Source organism: Acidobacteriota bacterium (assembly GCA_003696075.1).
Classification (GTDB): Bacteria; Acidobacteriota; Polarisedimenticolia; order J045; family J045; genus J045.
Map to the genome: position 1 here is coordinate 1 of RFHH01000095.1, position 18865 is coordinate 18865.

The 18865-nt window shown below is 73.2% G+C and carries 16 protein-coding genes; 7 read left to right on the plus strand and 9 right to left on the minus strand.

Translation table 11 applies throughout. From position 1 onward, the window contains the following. The first annotated feature begins 295 nt into the window (after nt 1-295). On the plus strand, nt 296-1420 hold the full coding sequence (locus D6718_06135; GenBank protein RMG46050.1) for a protease PrsW: 1125 nt from the start codon (nt 296-298) through the stop codon (nt 1418-1420). Here the strand turns inward: D6718_06135 and D6718_06140 are convergent. The 3 genes from D6718_06140 to D6718_06150 are packed head-to-tail and all read right to left on the minus strand — an operon-like array spanning nt 1402 to nt 4252. Beyond that, the gene (locus tag D6718_06140; protein ID RMG46051.1) at nt 1402-2016 is read right to left on the minus strand and encodes a methyltransferase domain-containing protein; all 615 of its coding nucleotides are present in this window, start codon (nt 2014-2016) and stop codon (nt 1402-1404) included. The genes D6718_06135 and D6718_06140 overlap by 19 nt on opposite strands. Continuing rightward, entirely contained in the window at nt 2013-3518 is a 1506-nt protein-coding gene (locus D6718_06145) for a bifunctional folylpolyglutamate synthase/dihydrofolate synthase (GenBank protein RMG46062.1), read from the minus strand. The genes D6718_06140 and D6718_06145 overlap by 4 nt, the downstream gene beginning before the upstream one ends. Next, on the minus strand, nt 3374-4252 hold the full coding sequence (locus D6718_06150) for an acetyl-CoA carboxylase carboxyltransferase subunit beta (GenBank protein ID RMG46052.1): 879 nt from the start codon (nt 4250-4252) through the stop codon (nt 3374-3376). Before D6718_06150 ends, D6718_06145 begins: the two co-directional genes overlap by 145 nt. Nucleotides 4253-4464: 212 nt before the next feature. Here D6718_06150 and D6718_06155 point away from each other — a divergent pair, with 212 nt between their 5' ends. Continuing rightward, nucleotides 4465-4671 carry a 30S ribosomal protein S21 gene (locus D6718_06155; GenBank protein ID RMG46053.1) on the plus strand — a complete coding sequence of 69 codons (207 nt, stop codon included), beginning with the start codon at nt 4465-4467 and terminating at the stop codon, nt 4669-4671. Nucleotides 4672-4683: 12 nt separating this feature from the next. Here the strand turns inward: D6718_06155 and D6718_06160 are convergent, their stop codons facing one another. Beyond that, the gene (locus tag D6718_06160) at nt 4684-6384 is read right to left on the minus strand and encodes a response regulator (protein ID RMG46054.1); all 1701 of its coding nucleotides are present in this window, start codon (nt 6382-6384) and stop codon (nt 4684-4686) included. 111 nt (nt 6385-6495) lie between these two features. Between D6718_06160 and D6718_06165 the strand changes: the two genes are divergently transcribed. Next, on the plus strand, nt 6496-7806 hold the full coding sequence (locus D6718_06165; protein RMG46055.1) for a hypothetical protein: 1311 nt from the start codon (nt 6496-6498) through the stop codon (nt 7804-7806). Nucleotides 7807-8775: 969 nt separating this feature from the next. Beyond that, the gene (locus D6718_06170; protein ID RMG46056.1) at nt 8776-9699 is read left to right on the plus strand and encodes an ABC transporter ATP-binding protein; all 924 of its coding nucleotides are present in this window, start codon (nt 8776-8778) and stop codon (nt 9697-9699) included. Nucleotides 9700-9714: 15 nt separating this feature from the next. Here the strand turns inward: D6718_06170 and D6718_06175 are convergent, their stop codons facing one another. From D6718_06175 to D6718_06195, 5 genes are all read right to left on the minus strand, one after another. Next, nucleotides 9715-11763, minus strand: coding sequence for a S9 family peptidase (locus tag D6718_06175; GenBank protein ID RMG46057.1), 2049 nt, complete (start codon nt 11761-11763; stop codon nt 9715-9717). 63 nt (nt 11764-11826) lie between these two features. Further along, nucleotides 11827-12201 (minus strand): biotin carboxyl carrier domain-containing protein, encoded by a 375-nt coding sequence (locus tag D6718_06180; GenBank protein RMG46063.1) that lies wholly within the window; start codon nt 12199-12201, stop codon nt 11827-11829. 324 nt (nt 12202-12525) lie between these two features. Continuing rightward, entirely contained in the window at nt 12526-12726 is a 201-nt protein-coding gene (locus D6718_06185) for a hypothetical protein (protein RMG46058.1), read from the minus strand. Between the two features lie 267 nt (nt 12727-12993). Further along, the gene (locus D6718_06190) at nt 12994-14715 is read right to left on the minus strand and encodes a propionyl-CoA carboxylase (GenBank protein ID RMG46059.1); all 1722 of its coding nucleotides are present in this window, start codon (nt 14713-14715) and stop codon (nt 12994-12996) included. Continuing rightward, nucleotides 14715-16088 (minus strand): ATP-grasp domain-containing protein, encoded by a 1374-nt coding sequence (locus D6718_06195; GenBank protein ID RMG46064.1) that lies wholly within the window; start codon nt 16086-16088, stop codon nt 14715-14717. Before D6718_06195 ends, D6718_06190 begins: the two co-directional genes overlap by 1 nt. A gap of 204 nt (nt 16089-16292) precedes the next feature. On the opposite strand from D6718_06195, the gene D6718_06200 reads away from it, so the two are divergent. From D6718_06200 to D6718_06210, 3 genes are all read left to right on the plus strand, one after another. Next, nucleotides 16293-16856 (plus strand): hypothetical protein, encoded by a 564-nt coding sequence (locus D6718_06200; GenBank protein RMG46060.1) that lies wholly within the window; start codon nt 16293-16295, stop codon nt 16854-16856. Between the two features lie 392 nt (nt 16857-17248). After that, nucleotides 17249-17524 (plus strand): pathogenicity locus, encoded by a 276-nt coding sequence (locus tag D6718_06205; GenBank protein RMG46065.1) that lies wholly within the window; start codon nt 17249-17251, stop codon nt 17522-17524. A gap of 168 nt (nt 17525-17692) precedes the next feature. Further along, nucleotides 17693-18865 (plus strand): insulinase family protein (locus D6718_06210; GenBank protein ID RMG46061.1); only part of this gene is annotated, 1173 nt, incomplete at its 3' end.

Here is an 18865-nt window from a genome sequence, read left to right on the forward strand (position 1 = left end):
CATCCAGCGAGTTCGGCGGCCCGACGCTCCATCGGGATGCACCCGACATCCCGTCCGGGGCGCTGTCCCGCTGCTGCGTCGTCCCACCCGGCCCGCCGAGGGCACGGCGGTCGTCGTCACGGGGCGCTTCCACGCTCGGGGCCCGGCCTGGGGCCCCCGCCGGGTCGGCGAAAGCCGAGCACCGTCGGGTGCCCCTCCCGTCTCCCCGGCGATCGTCTCCGGCGGCGCGCGACGGCGACGGACCCGCGAGGCGCCCGGGCGCGGGCTCGCCGCGGATCCGCGGTAAGTTGAGGCCATGCCGGCACCGCGACGCCGATACCACGCCTGGTTCGCCGTGACGGCGCTCCTCGCCTGCGGGTTTTCCGGGACGGCCGTCGTGGCTCTGGCGGTGGCGCTCGCCTACGGCGGATGGACGGCGGCCCTCGCGGTGGCAGCGGCGGTTCTCCCCCTCCCGGTCTACGCGGGTCTCGCCATCTGGATCGATCGCATCGAACCGGAGCCGCCGAGGCTTCTGGCGGCGACGTTCGCCTGGGGAGCATCGGGCGCCGTCCTCCTGTCGTGGGGCGCCAACGAGGCGGCGAGCCACGCGGCCGTCCTGCTGCGATGGCCGTCGCACCACGCTTGGATCGCCGTCGCGTTCGCGCCGGTCGTGGAGGAGTGCGCAAAGGCGGTGGCGCTCTTCGCGCTGTACCGGTGGTGCGCCCGGGAAGTCGACGACGTGCTCGACGGCATCGTCTACGCCTCGATGGTGGGGCTCGGGTTCGGGTGTTCGGAGAACGTCCTCTACTACGGAAGCGTGTGGGCGCAGGGAGGCGAAGGGGAGTTCGCCGCCACCTTGCTGGCGCGCGGGCTCTTCTCCCCGTACGGCCACCCTCTCTTCACCGCGGCGACCGGAATCGGCCTCGCCCGCGCTCTTCGCCGCGGGAAAGGCCCGGGACCCCTGCTCGCGGGACTCGGCGCCGCGATCGGGCTGCACGCGTCGTGGAACCTCGCTTGCGTGGCGGGTTCGGCAGGTGCGGCGGGGTTTGCCGGACTGGTCTACCTGCTCCTTTGGGTCCCGTTGTTCGTGGTGCTGCTCGGCCTGGTGGCAGCTTCACTCGCCCGGGAGGAGCTGATGATGCGGCGGATGCTCGCCCGGGAGATCTCGTCGCTGGGGCTGCCCTCGCGGGAGATCGACGCGCTGTTCCGCCTGAGGAGCCGGGCGAGGCTCGCGGCCCGCGATCTGTCGCGGGGATGGTTCAAGCGCCTGGCCGACCGCCGGAGGTTCCATCGCGCGGCGGGAGCGCTCGCCTTCTCGCGCCTTCGCGCCGAGCGAGGATTCGCCCGGAACCCCGAGGAGGAGGAGGAGCTCCGGTGGGAGGTGTTCGAGACCGCGCGGGCCCTCGGCGCGCGGTGGCGCCGTTACCGGAGGGCGACGTAGACCAGCGCCGGCGGGAAGTTCTTCCAGACGATCTCGTCGTGGAAGACGCGCCGGAAGCGGCGGCGCAGCTCTCCGCGGAAGCGGCGGCCGCCGGAGAGGAACAGGCCCGTGAGGTACGCGTACGTGACGAACCTTCCCCCCGGGGCCAGCGCGGCGGTGATCTCGTCGAGGAGTTCGTCCTGGAGATTCGCGGCGAACGAGGCCCACGGGAGGCTCGACACGATCCGGTCGCACGCTTCGCGCCCGTGCAGCGCGAGGTACCGGCGCAAGTTCGTCGCCGAGTCCTCGTGGACCTCGACGCCCGGACACCGCTCGCGCGTCGCGCGGGCGAAATCGGGATTGATCTCGATCGCGAAGAAGGTCGTCCCCGGCTCGAGCGCCGGGAGCAGCCGCTCGGTGATCGCGCCGGTCCCCGGCCCGAGCTCGACGACCGTTTCGGCTCCGCGGAGCGCGGCTGCGTCGACGATCCGGTCGGCGAGGCTGGCCGAGGCGCTCGCCACCGCTCCCGTCTGTGTCGGATGCGCGAGGAAGTGCTTCAGGAGGGCCCCGTTCGAGCGCGGCCCCTGGTGGCGCCGGGGATGCATCGGTTCGCTCATGCCACCGGCCGCCGGGAGGCGGCGATCGGCGGCACCCGCTCGCTGCGAGGCTGGCCGGGGCCGCTCTCTCCGGTGAGGAGGGCGCGCACCTCGCCCACGAGGTAGAGCGAGCCGGCCACCACCACCTCTCCCCGCGGCCCCGCGAGCTCGCGCGCGCGGACGAGCGCGTGGCTCACCTCGGGGATCGCCTCGACAGCGACCCGCCTCCGCGAGAGGGAGCGCGCCACGCGCCACGGCGGCTGTGCCCGCTTGACCGGCGGGCGCGTGACGATCACGCCGTCGACGAGGCCCTCGAGGGGCGCGAACATCGCGGCGGCGTCGCGTCCTTCGGTGAGACCGAACAGGAGCACGCGCCGGGGGCGCGGGGCGGCGGCCCGCCCGAGGAAGGTGCCGAGAGCGGCCGCCCCCTCCTCGTTGTGCGCCGCGTCGAGAAGGAACGACGGCCCCGTTCCCAGGCGTTCGAGGCGGCCCGGCCAGCGCACGGCGGCCACACCCCTGGCAGCGGCTTCCGCCGGAAGCGGCAGTCCGCGGGAGCGGAGGATCTCGCTCGCCCGGATGGCGAGCGCGGCGTTGCGCACCTGGTGTTCGCCGGGCAGCGCCGGGACGATTCCGCGGTGGACGCCCTCCGGCGTTCCGATCTCCCACGCCTGCCCGCCGGCTGGCCGGATCTCGATCTCGCGTGCCGCCTCGTGCAGCGGCGCGCCGCGGCGCCGGGCGACCCGGCGGACGACCTCCCGCACCTCGCCGGAGACGAAGCCGAGGAGCACCGGCACGCCCGGCTTGACGATCCCCGCCTTTTCCTTCGCGATGGCGGCGGGGCTTCCGCCGAGCGTTTTCACGTGGTCGCGCGAGATCGTGGTGATGACCGCGAGCATCGGCGTCATCACGTTCGTCGCGTCGAGCCGGCCGCCGAGCCCCGCCTCGAAGACGCCGAGCCTCATTCGGCTCCTGGAGAAGGCCAGCCACGCTGCGGCGGTCATCATCTCGAAGAACGACGGATGGCGCGGCAGGCGCCGCTCCTCGAGCGCTCGCGCCGCGATCTCCCGCAGCTCGCCGATCAGCGAGCGGAAGGTGGCCGGGTCGATCTCGTCCCGCCCCACGCGGATCCGCTCCTCGGGACGGACGAGGTGCGGGCTCGAGAACAGGCCGGCATCGAGTCCCGCCTCGATCGCGATCGCGTGGAGCATCGCCGCGACGGAGCCTTTCCCGTTCGTGCCGGCCACGTGCACGACGGCGAGGCCGCGGTCGGGATAGCCGAGCACCTCGCGGAACGCCGCCGCCGTGTCGAGATCCCACTTGAGGGACGGGCCCCTGAGGCCGTAGAGCCAGTCGATCAACGGATCGCGATGCGATGACGTCACGCGGCACCCCCCGCGCCGCCGGCCGGCGCCGGCTCGCTCCACAACAGGCGCAGGAGCCTGGCCAGCGTCTCGCGCAGCCGGCTCCGCTCCACGACCATGTCGACCATCCCGTGCTCGAGAAGGAACTCGGATCGCTGGAATCCCTCGGGAAGTTTCTGGCGGATCGTCTGCTCGATCACCCGCGGCCCGGCGAATCCGATCAGGGCGCGCGGCTCGGCGATGATCACGTCCCCGAGCATGGCGTACGAGGCGGTGACGCCGCCCGTCGTCGGATCGGCGAGCACCGACAGGTACGGAATCGCCGCATCGGAGAGCCGCGCCAGCGCGGCCGAGATCTTCGCCATCTGCATCAGCGAAAGGGCCCCCTCCTGCATCCGCGCGCCGCCGGAGGTGGAGATCACGATCAGGGGCCGCCGCTCGGTGAGCGACCGCTCGGCGGCGCGGGTCACCTTCTCCCCCACCACCGAACCCATCGAGCCGCCCATGAACGCGTACTCCATCGCGCACGCGAAGACCGGGATGCCCTCGATCGCGCCGTCGGCCGAGATGAGGGCGTCGTTGAGGCCGGTCTTCTCACGGTACTCGCGCAGCCGGTCGCGGTACGACTTGCGGTCCTTGAACTTCAGCGGATCGGTCGAGGCGAGCGCCCCGTCGAACTCGGTCCACCCCTCGTCGAGGATGGCGTCGAGGCGCTGGCGCGCGGAGATCTGGAAGTGATAGCCGCACTTGGGACACACCCACGCCCGGCGCAGGACCTCCTTCCGGAAGATGATCTCCTTGCAGCCCGCGCACTTGACCCAGAGACCCTCGGGGATCTGGCTGGTCCGGCCCGGGGGCGCGGTCTTGGGCTTCTTGTCCTTCCGGAACCAGGCCATGCGCCCGCCACCTCCGGGGCCCCCACCCTGGGGCAGGGTAGGCACCCACCGCCCCGGCCGTCAACAGCGGCGCGGCGCCGCTTTTTGACAGCCCGCCGGGCAGGTCATAGTCTTTACGCCACCCAGGCCAAGCGGGGCTCCGCCGCGCCCGGTCCGGCGAGGGTCCGGGAGGCGGGGCGTACGGCCCGCCGGCAGCACGGGAGATTCGCTCGATGCCCGATTCGACCTACGTGGTCGTCAAGGACGACCTCGAGAAGGCGCTCCGGCGGTTCCGCCGGAAGGTGGAGAAGTTCGGCATCCGGAAGGCGATCCGGCAGCACGAGTACTACGAGAAGCCCTCGGAGCGCCGCCGCCGCCGCCGCCGGGAGAACGAGCGGAAGCGCCGCAAGGCGGAGCGCAAGGCGGCCGCGAAGCGATAGGTCCCCGCGGCGTCAGCGTCCGAAGTCGACCACCTCAGTCTTCCAGACCTCGACCGGCAGCCCGTGAGCCCTCGGCGGCTCGTACCGCCAGCGGCGGACCTCTTCCCTGGCGATCGCGCCGAGTCCGTGGCCCGGCTCCATCATCACTTGGGAGTCGCGCACCGAGCCGTCGGGGCCGACCAGCACCTTGACGAACACCCGCGCCCTCTTGAGCTCGGGAGGGACGCCCGGGGGGAGGCGGGGAGAGGTCGAGGCGACCAGGCGCAGGGGCCCGTCGAGTTCGCCGATCCCGGCCAGCCGGACCCGGGACGCCGCCGGGCGCGGAGCTTCCCCGCTCCCGCTGCTGGCCGCCTCGCGGGGTGCGGTCCTCTCCCCTCCGGCGATCAGGCCCGCCGGCTTCGGGAGGGGCCGCTGCGCGATCGGATCCGGCACGGGGGGCCCCGCCGGCCGCGCCACCTCTCCCGAGGGCGCGAGACGGGCGAGCGCGGGCCGCGCCGGAACGGGTTGCCGGAGAGCCAAGTACCCCGCGCCGCCCCCGCCTGCCAGGAGAAGCACCACAGCCAGCAGGCCCGCCCGGGTTCCGCGCGAGGAGGCTGCGGCCTCGCGCTTCTCGCCCGAGGGATTCGCGGGTTCGGCCCCTCCTCCGGTCGGGGCCGCGGCTCCCTCCTGGATCGTCTCCAGCACCTCCTCGAGCGAGCGCTCCTCTTCCGGGGGAGGGGGAGGCTCGTAGGGCACGGAGGTGTCGATCTCGCGCTCCGCGCCTCCCGAGATCGGGCCCGACTCCGGCAGGCTCTGCTCGAGCTCCTCCAGGCTCGACAGAAGCTCGGCCGTTCCCGGATCCATCCCCCGAAGACCGGCCGGGGGTTCCGCGGGCTCCGGAGCGGTTCCCGCATCCTCGGCCCCGGGATCCCCGCCGATCCTGGCTTCCAGCTGGCGGTCCAGCTCCGCTTCGATCCGGTCGCTCCTCGCCGGCGGGGCCTCTTCCGGGGGCGGCTCCTCCCGCGTCCTTTCGGGGCCCTCGGGCCCGAGTTCCAGGCGGTCGAGCGCCGAGGCGATCGCCTCGGGCGAAAGCGACGATGCGGGAGGGGAGGGTGCCGCCGCGGGCACCTCGGGGCGCGGCGTGCCGCCCGGGCCGTCCGCGAGGAGGAGCCGGCCGAACGCGCTTTCGATGTCCTCGTCGGTCACACCCTGGAGCAGCGGGGGAACCTCCTGCGGCGTCTCCGGGGCGGCCGCGGCGGCGGGCATCGCCGGGACGGGTTCGGGTTCGCGTACGTCGGCCGGCGGCGGGGCCGGAGCGCTCTCCCGGCCGCGGGCCTCCTCCTCCGCGATCTCCTCCGGCGACGGCGGCGGGAGCATCTTCGTCACCATCGCCACGAGGAGATCGTCTTTCACCGGCTTTTCGAGGAAGAGATCGGCCCCGGCGTCCCGCGCCATGCCCCGGTAGCGCGGCCCGGTGAAGATCCGGGAAGCGATGATGATCGCGGGGGCCGTGGCTTCGTCCTTCTTGAGGGCCTTGCACAGGGCGAAGCCGTCCTGGCCGGGGATCATCGGCTCGATGATCACGAGGTTCGGCGGGGCGTCGTGCAGGCGCTGCGCCACTTCCGTCCCGGTGCACGCCTCGGCGACCTCGTAGCCTTGCTCTTTCAAGAGCGATGCCCACGCCTGTCTCGTGCGCCGGTCGAAGTCGATGATCAGGATGCGTCGGCGGCTCATACCGGTCCCGTGCCGTGGCGCTGGCGCGGGGAAACATAGGTTCGGCACCTTCGGGGATCAACGAAAGCGCGGCATCGGGAGCGGGTTTTCGTGCCATCATCGCACCTGCCGATGACCGCCTCGACAACAGCCGGCGCCGCCGGGCGCCGCGGCGCCGCCGCCGAGCGACTGGAGGCGGCGCTCGGCGAGGAAGCGCGCCGGCTCGACGCGGCCCTCGAGGCGCCCTGCGACCTGCCCGGCCCGGGGGAGCCGCTTGCGCTTTGGGAGCTGCGCGCCTCCTCCCGCAGCGACCTTCCGGAGGCGATCGAACTCGACGGCGGATGCCGCGTCGAGCGCCTGCCGGCGAGCGGGATCCCCTCGTCGTGGCGTTACGCGGTCGGGGCGCCGGCCCGCCGCCTGCCCCGGCTGTGGTCCCCCGCGGCGGAGGCCCTGAAAGGGCGCTCGCCGCTCGAACGGCTCGTGATCGACTGCGCGCGCGATCTCGCCGCGAGGGCCGCCGCCACCGCGCGGATCCTCGAGGAGCGGACCGGGGGCCGGGCGATCGTCCGGGCGCGGGTGCGGGCTCGGATCTGGCGGCGAGGCACGGGGCCCGCCCGGTCGGGGTTGGACATGGGGGTGCGCATCCGCCTCGAAGGGGATCCCGCGATCGATTGGTGCGGCCCGCTCCCCGAGGCCGCCCCCTGGTCGGACGGTGCCCGCGGGGAGTTCCGGCCGCCCCGGACGGAGGGTCCGGCCCTTCCGCCACGGGCCGGAGCCTCCCCGCGACCGCTCTTCCGGTCCTACGAGGGTCCCGCCGTCCTGCTGCCGGACGCGGCCGGACGGTTCGTTCACGAGATGGTGCACGCCGCCATCGAGTCGGGGGAGGAAGGAACGACCGGCGGTCCCGCGCGCATCGTGGACGACCCCCCGCGGGCACCGTGGCCGGCCGGTTTCGCCACGGACGACTGCGGGAGCCCGGCCGGGGCGGCCGTCGTCTGGGGCAGCCCCGGGCCCCGCGGGCGCGGCCGGGCCGTCGGCCGCCGGCGGGCCTCGATCCGCGAGCCGGCCGTCCCTTGGCCGAGCTTCTCGCGGCTCGAAGGCGGCCGGCCGGAGACGGGCCTGCGCGAGCCGCTCGCCCTCGGTCTTCCCGTTTTCCCGACCGCGAGCAGGGGCCGGTTCGACACCCTTGCAGGGGAGATCCTGCTCGAGGTGCCCGCGGTCTACCTGCCGGGACCGGGCGGCGCGGCCCGTGTGGAGGGTCCGGCCGTGGTCACGATCAGGCCCGAGGAGGCCTGGGTCAATGTTCGGGTCGCGGGTGACGAAATTTCGCCAGTCCCCCGAATGGCGAGCTGCACGCGGAAGGGTCAGGTGCTCGCAGTCATGGTCGGCGCGCCGACGATTATCCTTGACCCTGTGCGGATCCTCGCGCCGGAGGGTCCGTGAGTCGCCGGAATCGGGCGGGGCGGGTCCGCTGACTGCGGTCGGGAGGCGAGTAACCCGTTCGGGGGGAGCGGGCCGGAAGCGCCGGGCGCCAACCGCGGCGGAGGAGGTGGCGAGGGTGCGGGACGGGGCGGTCAAGCGCTCGCGCATCGACGAATGGATCGCGTGGGAAGCGGGCGGGGGTCTGGCCATGGCCGGCGGGCAAGGGTCCGAACAGGGCCGGCGCCAACCCCTGTGGCCGCGGCCCGGGGCCGTGCGTGGCCCGCTCGCCGCCCCGGCGAATCCGGCCGGCCCGAGCCGGCGGCTCCGGAAAGCCGCGGAGCGGCTGGTCCGGGAGCTGTCGGACGAGCTGCCGCCCGAGGTGCACCCCTCCGGCACCCGCCTGGTCGAGGCCCGCGTGACGGAGGCGGACGCTCGGGGAACCGCGAGGCGGCGGATCCGCGCGGCCGAGGCCTTCGCCGGCGGCCGGCCGCTGTTGCCCCGATGGGCGCGCACGGCCCTCCTGACGCGAGGGGGGTGGGCCTGGCCGGCCGGGTTCCTCGGCGCCGCGCGCCGGGCCTGCCTGGCGGCGGCGCTCCCGCCCTCCCCGGCACCGCCGGATGCCCGGTGGGCCGTGGACGTCTTCGCCGCATCGGACCTGCTGCGCCTCGCGGCCGCGGCGTGGAGCGGTGGCGGCGGCGGGGAGCGGGTCGGTCCCGAGCTCCTTGAGATCGACGATCTGGAGTTCCTTCCGGCCGAGGGGCCGCCTCGAGCCCTCGTCCGGGCGGGGCGCCGGGTCGCGCCCGCGCAGCGGCCCGATCCCGGGTGGCGGTCGGGAAGCTCTTCGGGCTGGCGGATCCTCAGGGTGCGGCTGCCCGCCGGGGAGCCTCTGGCGGGGCCGGGGTCCACGGCGCTGGTGACGCAGGTGATCCCCTTGGCAGGGGGGCTCGTCGCCGGCGGGATCCTCCTCGAGGACGGCCGGCCGGTGGCCCGATGGGGACCGCGGCTCGGTCCGGCCGCCGGCCGGTGGTGGCTCGGCGTCCGGGCGGCGGCGGGCCCCGCGATCCCGGACGCCACCGGGTGGCCGGCCGTCACCCCGGCGCTGTGGCTCGCCGGCTCGCCGTTCGGAGCGGGGCGGTGAGAGCTCCCCGGCAGGAGCCGCTCCTCGAGGCGCGCGGCGTCGGCGTCCGCCTGGGGGGGCGGCCGGTGCTGCACGGGGTCTCGGTGGCTCTGCGTCCCGGCGACCTGGTGGTCCTGGCCGGTCCGAACGGGGCGGGGAAGAGCACCCTGCTCCGGATTCTCGCCGGACTTCTCCGCCCCGACTCCGGATCGGTGCTGCTTCGGGGGCGCCCGCTCGATCGGTACCCGCGGCCGGCGATCGCGCGCTCGGTCGCGTACCTGCCGCAGGAGAGCTGGACCGAATTCGGCCTGCTCGTCGAGGATGTCGTGGCGATGGGGCGGCTGCCCCACACCGGGTGGTTTCGGGCCGCGAGCTCCGCGGATCGCGCTGCCGTCGCCCGCGCGATGGCGCAGGCCGACGTCGCGCACCTCGCGCGGCGGCCGATCACGTCGCTGTCCGGAGGGGAGCGGCGTCGCGTCTTCGTAGCCAGGGCGATCGCGCAGGACGCCCCGGTCCTGCTGTTGGACGAGCCCACCACCGCGCTCGACGTGGGCCACGCCTGCGTCGTCCTCGATCTCCTCCGCGAACTCGCACGGGCGGGCCGCGCCGTGCTCTTCTCGCTCCACGACCTGACGCTCGCCGCCCGCGCCGCCGGCCGGGTGCTCCTGCTGGACGGCGGCCGGGTCGCCGCGGAAGGCGATCCGGAGACGGTCCTCACCGGAGGGGAGGCGCGGGCCGCCTTCGGCGTCCCCCTCCGCGCGATCGGGCACCCGCCCGCGATCGTTCCCGGATCGTGAGGGCCCGCCCCCCGCTTACGGCTCGCCCAGCCAACGGGCGAGCCAGTCGTGGACCTCGCGCCACCAGAGACGGGCGTTCGCCGGGTGCGTCACCCAGTGTCCCTCGTCGGGGAAGTAGAGGAACCGCGAGGGCACGCCGCGCCGCTGGAGCGCGGTGAACAGCTGCATCCCCTGCGTCACCGGCACGCGGAAATCGAGCTGCCCGTGGATGACGAGCGTCGGCGACTCGAAGAGGTCCGCGTAGCTGGACGGGCTCCAGCGCAGGTAGTCGCCGGGAGCCTCCCACGGCGTCCCGCCGAGATCCCACTCCGGGAACCACAGCTCCTCCGTCGCCCCGTACATGCTGACGAGGTCGTAAACGCCCGCGTGCGAGACGAAGCAGCGAAACCGCCGGCCGGTGTGGCCGAGCATCCAGTCGACCATGTAGCCGCCGTACGAGCCTCCGGCCGCGCAGACCCGGTCGAGATCGGCACCGGGCAGGGCCCGCCGGGCCGCTTCCAGGCCCGCCATCAGATCCTCGAAGGGTGCACCTCCCCAGTCGCGCCGGATCGCGTCGGTGAACGCCTGGCCGTACCCGGTCGAGCCGTGGAAGTTGACGGCCACCACGTGGTATCCCGGGGCGGCGAAGAGCTGCATGTTCCAGCGCGGATGCTGGCCGTCGAGCCAGGCTCCCTGGGGACCGCCGTGCACGAGCCAGATCACCGGCGTCTTGCCGGACGGAGGATCCGGCTCGCCCGGGGGATGCAGGACCCAGGCGTGGACGCGGTCTTGATGCGCCCCTTCGAACCAGAGCTCGTCCGGCCGGCCGAGCCGCAGCGATCCGAACCAACCGGTGTTGAGCGAGGTCAGCCGTCGCGTCGCGCCGCTGCCGAGGTCGAGGCGGAAGATCTCGGGAGGTTCCGTGAGCGACTCCCGCACGAACACCGCGAACGCTCCGGTGGGCGCGACAGCGACCGAGCCGATCCGACCGCCGCGCACCAGCTCCCGCACGTTCCCGCCTCGCGCGGGCACGGCGTACAGGTTCACGCGTCCCCGGCTCTGGGCGGTGAAGAGAACCTCGCTGCCCCCGGGAACGAGCCAGAAATCGGCCACCGACAGGTCCGGCGTCTCGAAGAGGCGCTCGGGCGTCCCGCCCCCGACCGGCGCCGCGACCAGGTAGGCCCGGTCGGATTCGTAGCCGGGCCGGGGCTGGGAGCGCCAGAAGATCCGCCGTCCGTCCGGGCCGAAGCGCGGGGCGGCGTCGTTCCCGTCGCCGGGACTGAGCGTGCGCCGGGCTCCCTCCAGCTCCACGATTTCGATGTCGTTGTCGGTGCTGGCGGCCACGAGCGGGCTGCGGTTCACGACGAGCGCGACCGATCCGCCGTCCGGCGAGAAGGCGAAGTCGTGCGAGCTGCCGAGGGCCACCGGCGGGCAGTCGACGTTCCCCGGCGTCAGGTCTTTCGCTTCGCCCTCGCCGGTGCGGACCAGGTAAAGGTGGGACCGCTCGTCACCGCGCCACTCGTTCCAGTGGCGGTACAGGAGCTCCTCGAACACGCGCCCGCCGGCCGCGCGCTCCTTTTCGGCCTTCAAGTGACGGCGCACGCACTCGAGGTCGGCGCAGTCCTTGTAGGAAGCCGCCGCGACCAGCAGTTGGGTTCCGTCCGGCGAGAGCGCGAACGAGGTCACCCCTCCCGGTAGATCGGTCACTTTCTCGGCTTCGCCGCCCGCCAGCGGGAGGCGGTAGACCTGCGGGGGATCCCCGTCCCGCGCGGAAACGAAGTAGAGGAAGCGCCCGTCGGGCGACCAGCGCGGGAGGGCATCCCGGCCCGGCTGCCGCGTGAGCCGCACCGGATCGCCGCCCCCGGCCGGAACCCAGAAGAGGTCGGTGTTCCCCTTCCCGGTCTCGAGGTCCCACGTCGTGGCGTCGTAGGCGATCCGGCTTCCGTCGGGGGAGACCGCGAGGTGGGACGGCCGGACGAGCCGCCACAGGTCGTCCGGGGTCATCGTGCGAGCTTCGCCGGCCGGCGAGCCGGTGCTCCCCGCCGCGGCCACCGCGGCGAGGCACACCGCGAGCAGTGTGCGCATCTTCGAACCCTCCTCCCGGCGCGCTTCGGCGCGTTCGGCGCCGCGCGGGGCCCCGCCGCCGGGTCACGGGGCCAGCTCGACCCGCAACAGAGGCTGGTCCGCCTGAACCTCGGCCCCATCCGCGGCGAGGATCTCGCGGACGATGCCGGCGCTCGCTCCCTCGGGTGGATCGAATCGGATGGGCGAGAAGCACTTCATGACCTCGACCAGCCCCACGATGTCGCCGCTGGCGATCCTCTTCCCGACCTCCACGTACGGAGGGGCGTCCGGGGACGGACGCCGGTAGAAGGTCCCGTGGGTGGGGGAGACGACGCTGAACCATCCTCCGGAGTCGCGCTCCGGCTCGGCAGAGGACTCGGTCCGTTCGGGGGCGTGCGGCGCGAGTTCCGCGAAGGTCTGTCCGTATTCGAACGCCGACCACGTCGGACCCGCGCGCATCCCGGTGATGACGCCGGCGCAGGGTGAAAGGAGGACGAAGAGACGCTCGTCGATCGAGGCGAAGCCGAGGCGCGAGCCGGCAACCACCCTTTCGCCCTTCCGCCGCTCGACGCGGATGCGGGCGGGCGACGGGCACCTCAGGAGAATGCGGCCGTCCGGGGCCGTTTCGCGAAGCGCCTCGAGGACGGGTCGGGGCAAGGGCGTTCCTCCGCTGCGGGCCGGCGATTCTACAACCGCACGGCGGAGGGTCGGACAATCCGGCTCAAATGAAACAACGTCAGCGTGCGACGCAGCGCAAGCCGGGCGCGCCCCGGCCCGCCGCCGTCAGGCGCGGTTCCGGGGCGCGAACCAGCTGAACTCGCGCTCCATGTCGTCGGAGAGGCCGTTGATGACCTCCTCCCAATCCACCTCGCCGCGCTCGAGCACCGAATCCGCGATGCGGCGCGCTGCGTGCCGTCCGAGCCGGTCGAGGAAGTCTTCGTTCTCGAGCATCCACTTCTGGAACGTGAGAACCCGCTGCGTCATCGATCTGGCTCCGCTGGTGGCGTCAGGCGCCGTCACCTGTTGGGACGACATTGATGTTATCGCATAACGAACGCGCGGTGCTCACAAAAGCGAAGGAAAAATGCGCGGGACGCGAGGGTGGATGTTCGGACTTTTCCCGATTGTCCGCGAACCGGTCCGGTGCGGCGGCGGGCCGCCACGGGCGCGACGGCGGGATCGCCTTCGCTCCCGCCCGTTTCGTCCGTGGTTTTCCCGCACGGTTCCGAGCAGCGCCGCTTCGTCCCGCGTTCAGCGCGGCTCGTCGGTGAGCAGCAGGAGGTCGTGCAGCGTCCAGATGCGCGGATTGCGGATCGTGCGGTACCCGATCGCCTGATAGGCCATCTCGGCGAATGCGGTCAGGTACGCGCGCAGCTCGGTCATCTTGATCACCTCGTCGACATCCATCTGGCGCGCCGCTTTGATCGGATCCATGTCCGCGGTGATGCGGTCCTCGACCTCCTTCATCCCCTGCTCGATGCGCCGCCGCTCCTCCTCCGTTTCCGCGACGATGTTGAAGTCGTCGTCCAGCTTCGTCCGGAAGGCCCCGATGGCCAGCGTCCGGCCCTCCATGACCGCCAGCCGGGTGATCGGCGTGGCGAGCTGCATGATCGGATCGTAGGGCAGGCCGGCCATCGCGTAGTAACCGGCGCCGGAGGCCTTCCGCAGCAGCACGGTCACGGTGGGGGTCGTGGTCGTGCTGTTGGTGTAGATCAGCGAGGAGCCGTAACCGAGGAGGCCGTGTTTTTCCGCCTCGACGCCGATGTCGAAGCCCGAGATGTCCTGGAGCCACACCAGCGGGATCCCGTCGTCGCCGCAGTTGCGCGCGAACTGGCTGATCTTCGCGATCCCCTCCCGGTACAAGAGCCCGCCAGGCCTCTTCTCGCCCGGCCGCTCGGGGTGATCCGTGAGCTGGGGGTTGTTCGCGATGAAACCGAGCCAGAGCCCCGACACGCGCCCGACCCCGCAGATCATCTCCTCGCCGACGTGGGGAAGGACCTCGCGGAACAGCGAGTCGTCGACGATCCGCGCCAGCACCTGCCGCATGTCGTAGGCGTGGCGGTGGTCGGGAGGGAAGAGACCGTCCAGCTCCTCGTGCGGGAACCGCGGGGGCGCCGGGTCGGCGCCGCGGCGGTAGTACTCCACCGCGGGGGTCGGCAGCCGCTCGACCTCTTCCCGGATCCGCCGCAGGCAAGTCTCGTCGTCCGGCACCCTCGCGTCGGCGCAGGCGGAGATGTGGACGTGGACGTCCGGTCCGCCGATGTCCAGCGACGTGATCTTCTGCGACTTGCCGCCCTTCACCAGCGCCGCACCGGCGATCACCATGTACGCCTGCTCGGTCATGTACACGACGTCGCTGATGATCGGCATGTACCCGCCCCCGGCGATGCAGTCCCCGAACACGCCGGCGATCTGAGGCACTCCTGCCGCCGACAGGCGGGCGTTCATCTTGAAGATCGCGCCCGCCCCGGTGCGTCCCGGGAACGAGCGCGACTGTTCGGGGAGGTAGAGCCCCGAGGAGTCGACGAGGTAGATCACCGGGATTCGCAGGGCGAGCGCCATTTCCTGCGCGCGCTGGATCTTCTCGGGCGTCCTGGGCCACCAGGATCCGGAGGCCACGGTGTTGTCGTTGGCGATCACCATCGTCCAGCGGCCGGCCACCCGGCAGAACGCGGTGACGACCCCGGCGCCGGGGGACGTCCGGCGGTCGGGGCCGAAGGTGAGGCCGTCGTTGACGAGCGTTCCCACGGGCAGCGGGTCCTGGCCGGGGTCCCGCAACCGGTCGATCCGCTCCCAAGCGGTCAGCTTCCCCTTGCGGTGCACGCGCTCGGCGTACTTCTCGCCCCAGCCCGCCCGGACGGCTCGGCGGCGCTCCTCGAGGCGGGCTTCGAGTCCGCGCATGGCCCGCCGGTTCGGCTCGAGCGCCCGCGCGGGAATCGGGGAGCCGATCGGGTGAAGCGCGATCCGGGCCATCAGGTGGCCTCCCCGGCCGCGGGGGCGCCGAACAGACCGCCCGCGAGCGACGTGTCGTACGCGCCGGAAGCGAACGCGGGGTGGGAGAGCAGGACGAGGTGCGCCGGGATGGTGGTCGCCACTCCCTCGACCTCCGATCTCTCCAGGCAGCGCAGGAGGGTCTGCCTCGCCTCCTCGCGGTCCCGGCCGTGCGCGATGACCTTGGCGATCATCGAGTCGTAGAACGGCGGGACCTCGCAGGGGGGCCGGACGTGCGTGTCGACGCGGACCCGCCCGGGCCCCGCGTCACCGGGGAAGCGCATGCTCTCGATCGTCCCCGGGCAGGGGCGGAAGTCCTCCGCCGGGTCCTCGGCGTTGATCCTCGCCTCGATCGCGTGCCCCTCCCAGCGGATCTCCTCCTGCCGGGCCGGGAGCGGTTCGCCCGCCGCGATCCTGAGTTGCCATTCGACGAGGTCCAGTCCGGTCACCATCTCCGTGACGGGGTGCTCGACCTGGAGCCTCGTGTTCATCTCCATGAAGAAGAGGCGCCCGTCCGCGTCACGGAGGAACTCGGCGGTGCCGACGCCCGCGTAGCGCAGAGCCGCGACGGCCCGCGCCGCCGCCTCGCCCGTGGTCCTCCGCGTCGCGTCGTCGACCACCGGGCTGGGCGATTCCTCGATCAGCTTCTGGTGCCGCCGCTGGACGGAGCACTCTCGTTCTCCCAGGTGGACGGCGGCACCGTGCCCGTCACCGGCGAGCTGGAACTCGATGTGGCGGCCGTGCTCGATGAACTTCTCGAGATAGAGGCCGGGATGGCCGAACGCCGCCGCCGCCTCGCGGGACGCCTCGGCGAACGCGGCACGGAGTTCCTCGGGACCGTCGCAGCGGCGGATCCCCTTGCCTCCTCCTCCCGCGGCCGCCTTGAGCACCACCGGATAGCCGACCTCCGAGGCCACGGCCTCCGCCTCGTCGGGGCCGGCGAGAAGCCCGCGGGAGCCGGGGATGGTCGGCAGGCCCGCCTCCTCCATCGTCCGCCGGGCAAGCGCCTTGTCCCCCATGAGGCGCAGGGAATGGGGGGACGGTCCGACCCAGGCGATGCCCAACTGCCGGACGCGGGCTGCGAACAGCGCGTTCTCCGCCAGAAAGCCCCAGCCGGGGTGCAAGGCCTGCACCTCCTCCTGGACCGCGGCCTGGAGGATCGCCTCTTGCGAGAGGTAGGAGCGTGCCGGTGCGGCGGCACCGATGCAGATCACTCGATCGAAGGCGTCGAGCCATGGCGCCCGCCGGTCGGCCTCGCTCACGGCGCAGACGGTCTCGATGCCGAGCCGAGCGCATGTGCGCGCGATGCGGACGGCGACCTCGCCGCGGTTCGCGACCATGAGCCGTCTGAACATGACGCGCATTATAGAAGGAGCGTTCCGCGGGGCCCCGGGCCGGCACCCCGTTTCCGCGGGCGCGCGGCGGAGTCTCACCGGTCCGCAGATGACCGGATCGTGCCCGAACCGTTTGGCCGGCGGCCGGGACCTCCCCGGGCGCTTGCCCGGCCGTTCCTCCCGTCGTAAGTGACGAATGGATCGTCTCGATCGGGAGGTGCCGCCATGATCGGTTCCGCACTCCGCCGGTGGGCCGGCGCCGCGATCGCCGCGGCCGCTCTGGCCGCCCCGGTCCTCGCCGGAACGGGGGAGGGAGGCGAGGCGGTGCCCGTCTACACCAACGCCGACCTGCCGCAGCAGCCCGAGGTGAGCATCATCGGCGGGCTCGACATCGGCTGTCCCGAAGCGTTTCCTCCGCTGCCGGCCGCGTCCCGCGAAGAGTGCCCCGAGCCGGAAGGGCAGCCAGCGTCGCCGGCGGTGGTCCTCGTGCCGATCCGCGAGCGCGTGATCGGTGCCGCCGGTGTGGCCTGTCCGTTCGGAGGGTGCGGCCTGTTCGGCCGGTCGATCTTCGGCGGTCCGGTGTTCCGAGGCGCGCCGTTCGGGCGCCGCATCGACCGCCCGCGCCGTCCGGAGAAGGTCCACCTGCGCGACGCCCTCCCTGCGCCGCCGGGCGGCTTCGTCGGCCGGCCCGGCAAGCACCTCGGCCGTGCCGACGGAAAGCCGATCGTTCCCGGCCCGCACCACCCCCACCGGCGCTCCCATCGCCCGCAGCCGCACCGGCGCCGCTGACCGGAGCGGCCGGCGCGCGGGGACGGTGCGGCGCGCGACGGGGTGCGCCGGCGCGCACATCCTTGTAAGGAAGGCGGGCAGGACGCGGAGGGGGCCGAGCGTTGCCGAGCGCAGCCGGTCGCGCTCGGACCGCGGTCGTGCCGACGGCACCGCCGCCCGGCGCCGGCGTCCTTCCGGTCGCAGAAAAGCGAGAACGGGACACAACCGGCGCCCTCGACGGTGCGGAACGGCGCGCCACTCGAGGTCGGGCAGCTCGTTCGGCCCGATCCCGCGGGCAAGGAGCCACTCGGGAGCGCGGCCTCGGAAGGGCCAGTGGCTTGGTCGCGAACGGGGACCATCGGGGATGCGCCTCGCGACTGGCGCGCGCCGCGGGCGAGCCCCATCATCGGCGCATGGCCTTCGCGCGGGACGATCTCCGTTCGATTCCCGGAGTCGGGGAGAGCCTCGCCCGCGACCTTCGCGACCTCGGTTACTCCTCCCCAGCCGATCTCGCCGGTGAGGATCCGGAGCGGATGTACCGCCGGCTCTGCGAGCTGCGGGGCGGGCCGGTCGACCGCTGCGTGCTGTACGTCTTTCGCTGCGCCGTCTACTACGCGAGCAGCGAGGCGCCGGATCCGGAACTCCTGAAATGGTGGCGGTGGAAGGACCGCCCGGAGGCGCCGGGGTGAGCGGTCGCCGGCGCCCGCGAGGGGCGCACCCCTTCGGGGGAGCCGGTGCCCGGCTTTCCGGTCCGGCCCTGGGGGAGGGGACGCGGTCTCGAGGCGCGGGGGCCGCGCTGGGGTAGGATGGGTGCTTCCGTCCGCCGCGCCGCGGCGGTCCGCCCGGAGGGAGTTCCGATGCGCGCCCGAAGGTCGCTGCTCGCGCTCGCCGCCGTCCTGCTGTCCTGCGCCGCGGCACAGGCCGGTGGGCTCGACGAGCTGCGGGCGCGGCTCGTCGCGCGCACGCTCGACAACGGCCTGCACGTGACGGTGCTGCCGCTGCCGGAGAGCCCGGTCGTCGCGACGCAGATGTGGGTTCACGTCGGATCGGCCAACGAGGACGCGCACTCGCGCGGCTTCGCGCACCTGTTCGAACACCTGATGTTCGGCGGGACGGCGGAGCACTCGAAGAAGGACTACTGGCTGCTGCACGAGATCCACGGCGGTGACGACAACGCCTACACGGCCTTCGACGAGACGGTCTACGTCTCGACGATCCCCCCGGAGGGGCACGACGAGCTGCTCGCCCTCGAGGCGGACCGCCTGGTGAACCTGAAGCTGACGGAGGAGAACCTCGCCAACGAGAAGCGGATCGTCACCGAGGAACTGCGGCTCCGCACCGAGAACGACCCGCTCGCCCGCGTCCTGCACCGGGCGTTCAAGGAGGTGCTCGGCGAGCATCCCTATGGCCCGACGCCGATCGGGACCAAGGAGGACATCGCGCGCGCCGATCTCGACGAGTGCCGCCGCTTCTACCGGCGCTTCTACAACCCCTCGAACGTGCACCTCGTCATCGTCGGACCCGTCGATCCGCAGCGGACGCTCGCGCGGGTCGAGGAGCTGTTCGGGCGCCTGCCGGGCGGAGAGGGACCGCCGCCCGACGTGCCGCGGCTCGTCGACTGGCACTATCCAGAGGAAGTTGTCGAGCTGACCGACGATCTGCCGCCCGCGGAGATCGCGATCCTCGCCTGGCCGCTGCCCGCTCCCGGCGATCCGGACGCCGAGGTCGTCGAGACGCTGCTGGCGATGCTCAGCGGCGGGCCGGTCGATCCCTTCGCCGAGATCATCGTCCGCCAGCAGCGGCACGCCGTCTACAGCGAGTCGTTCGTCTACGAGTTCCGGCGCGGCCGGGCGCTGATCCTCGACGGGGCGTTCCTTCCGTACCACCGCAAGAAGACCGAGTTCCGGTGGATGGGCGAGGCGGTGGCGAAGCTGCGCGCCTACCTCACGGAGGAGAAGCTCTCCGCCGCGAAGAAGCGGCTGCTGCTCGGCGAGTACGGCCGCGCCTATTCCCCCGAAGGACTCGCCGCC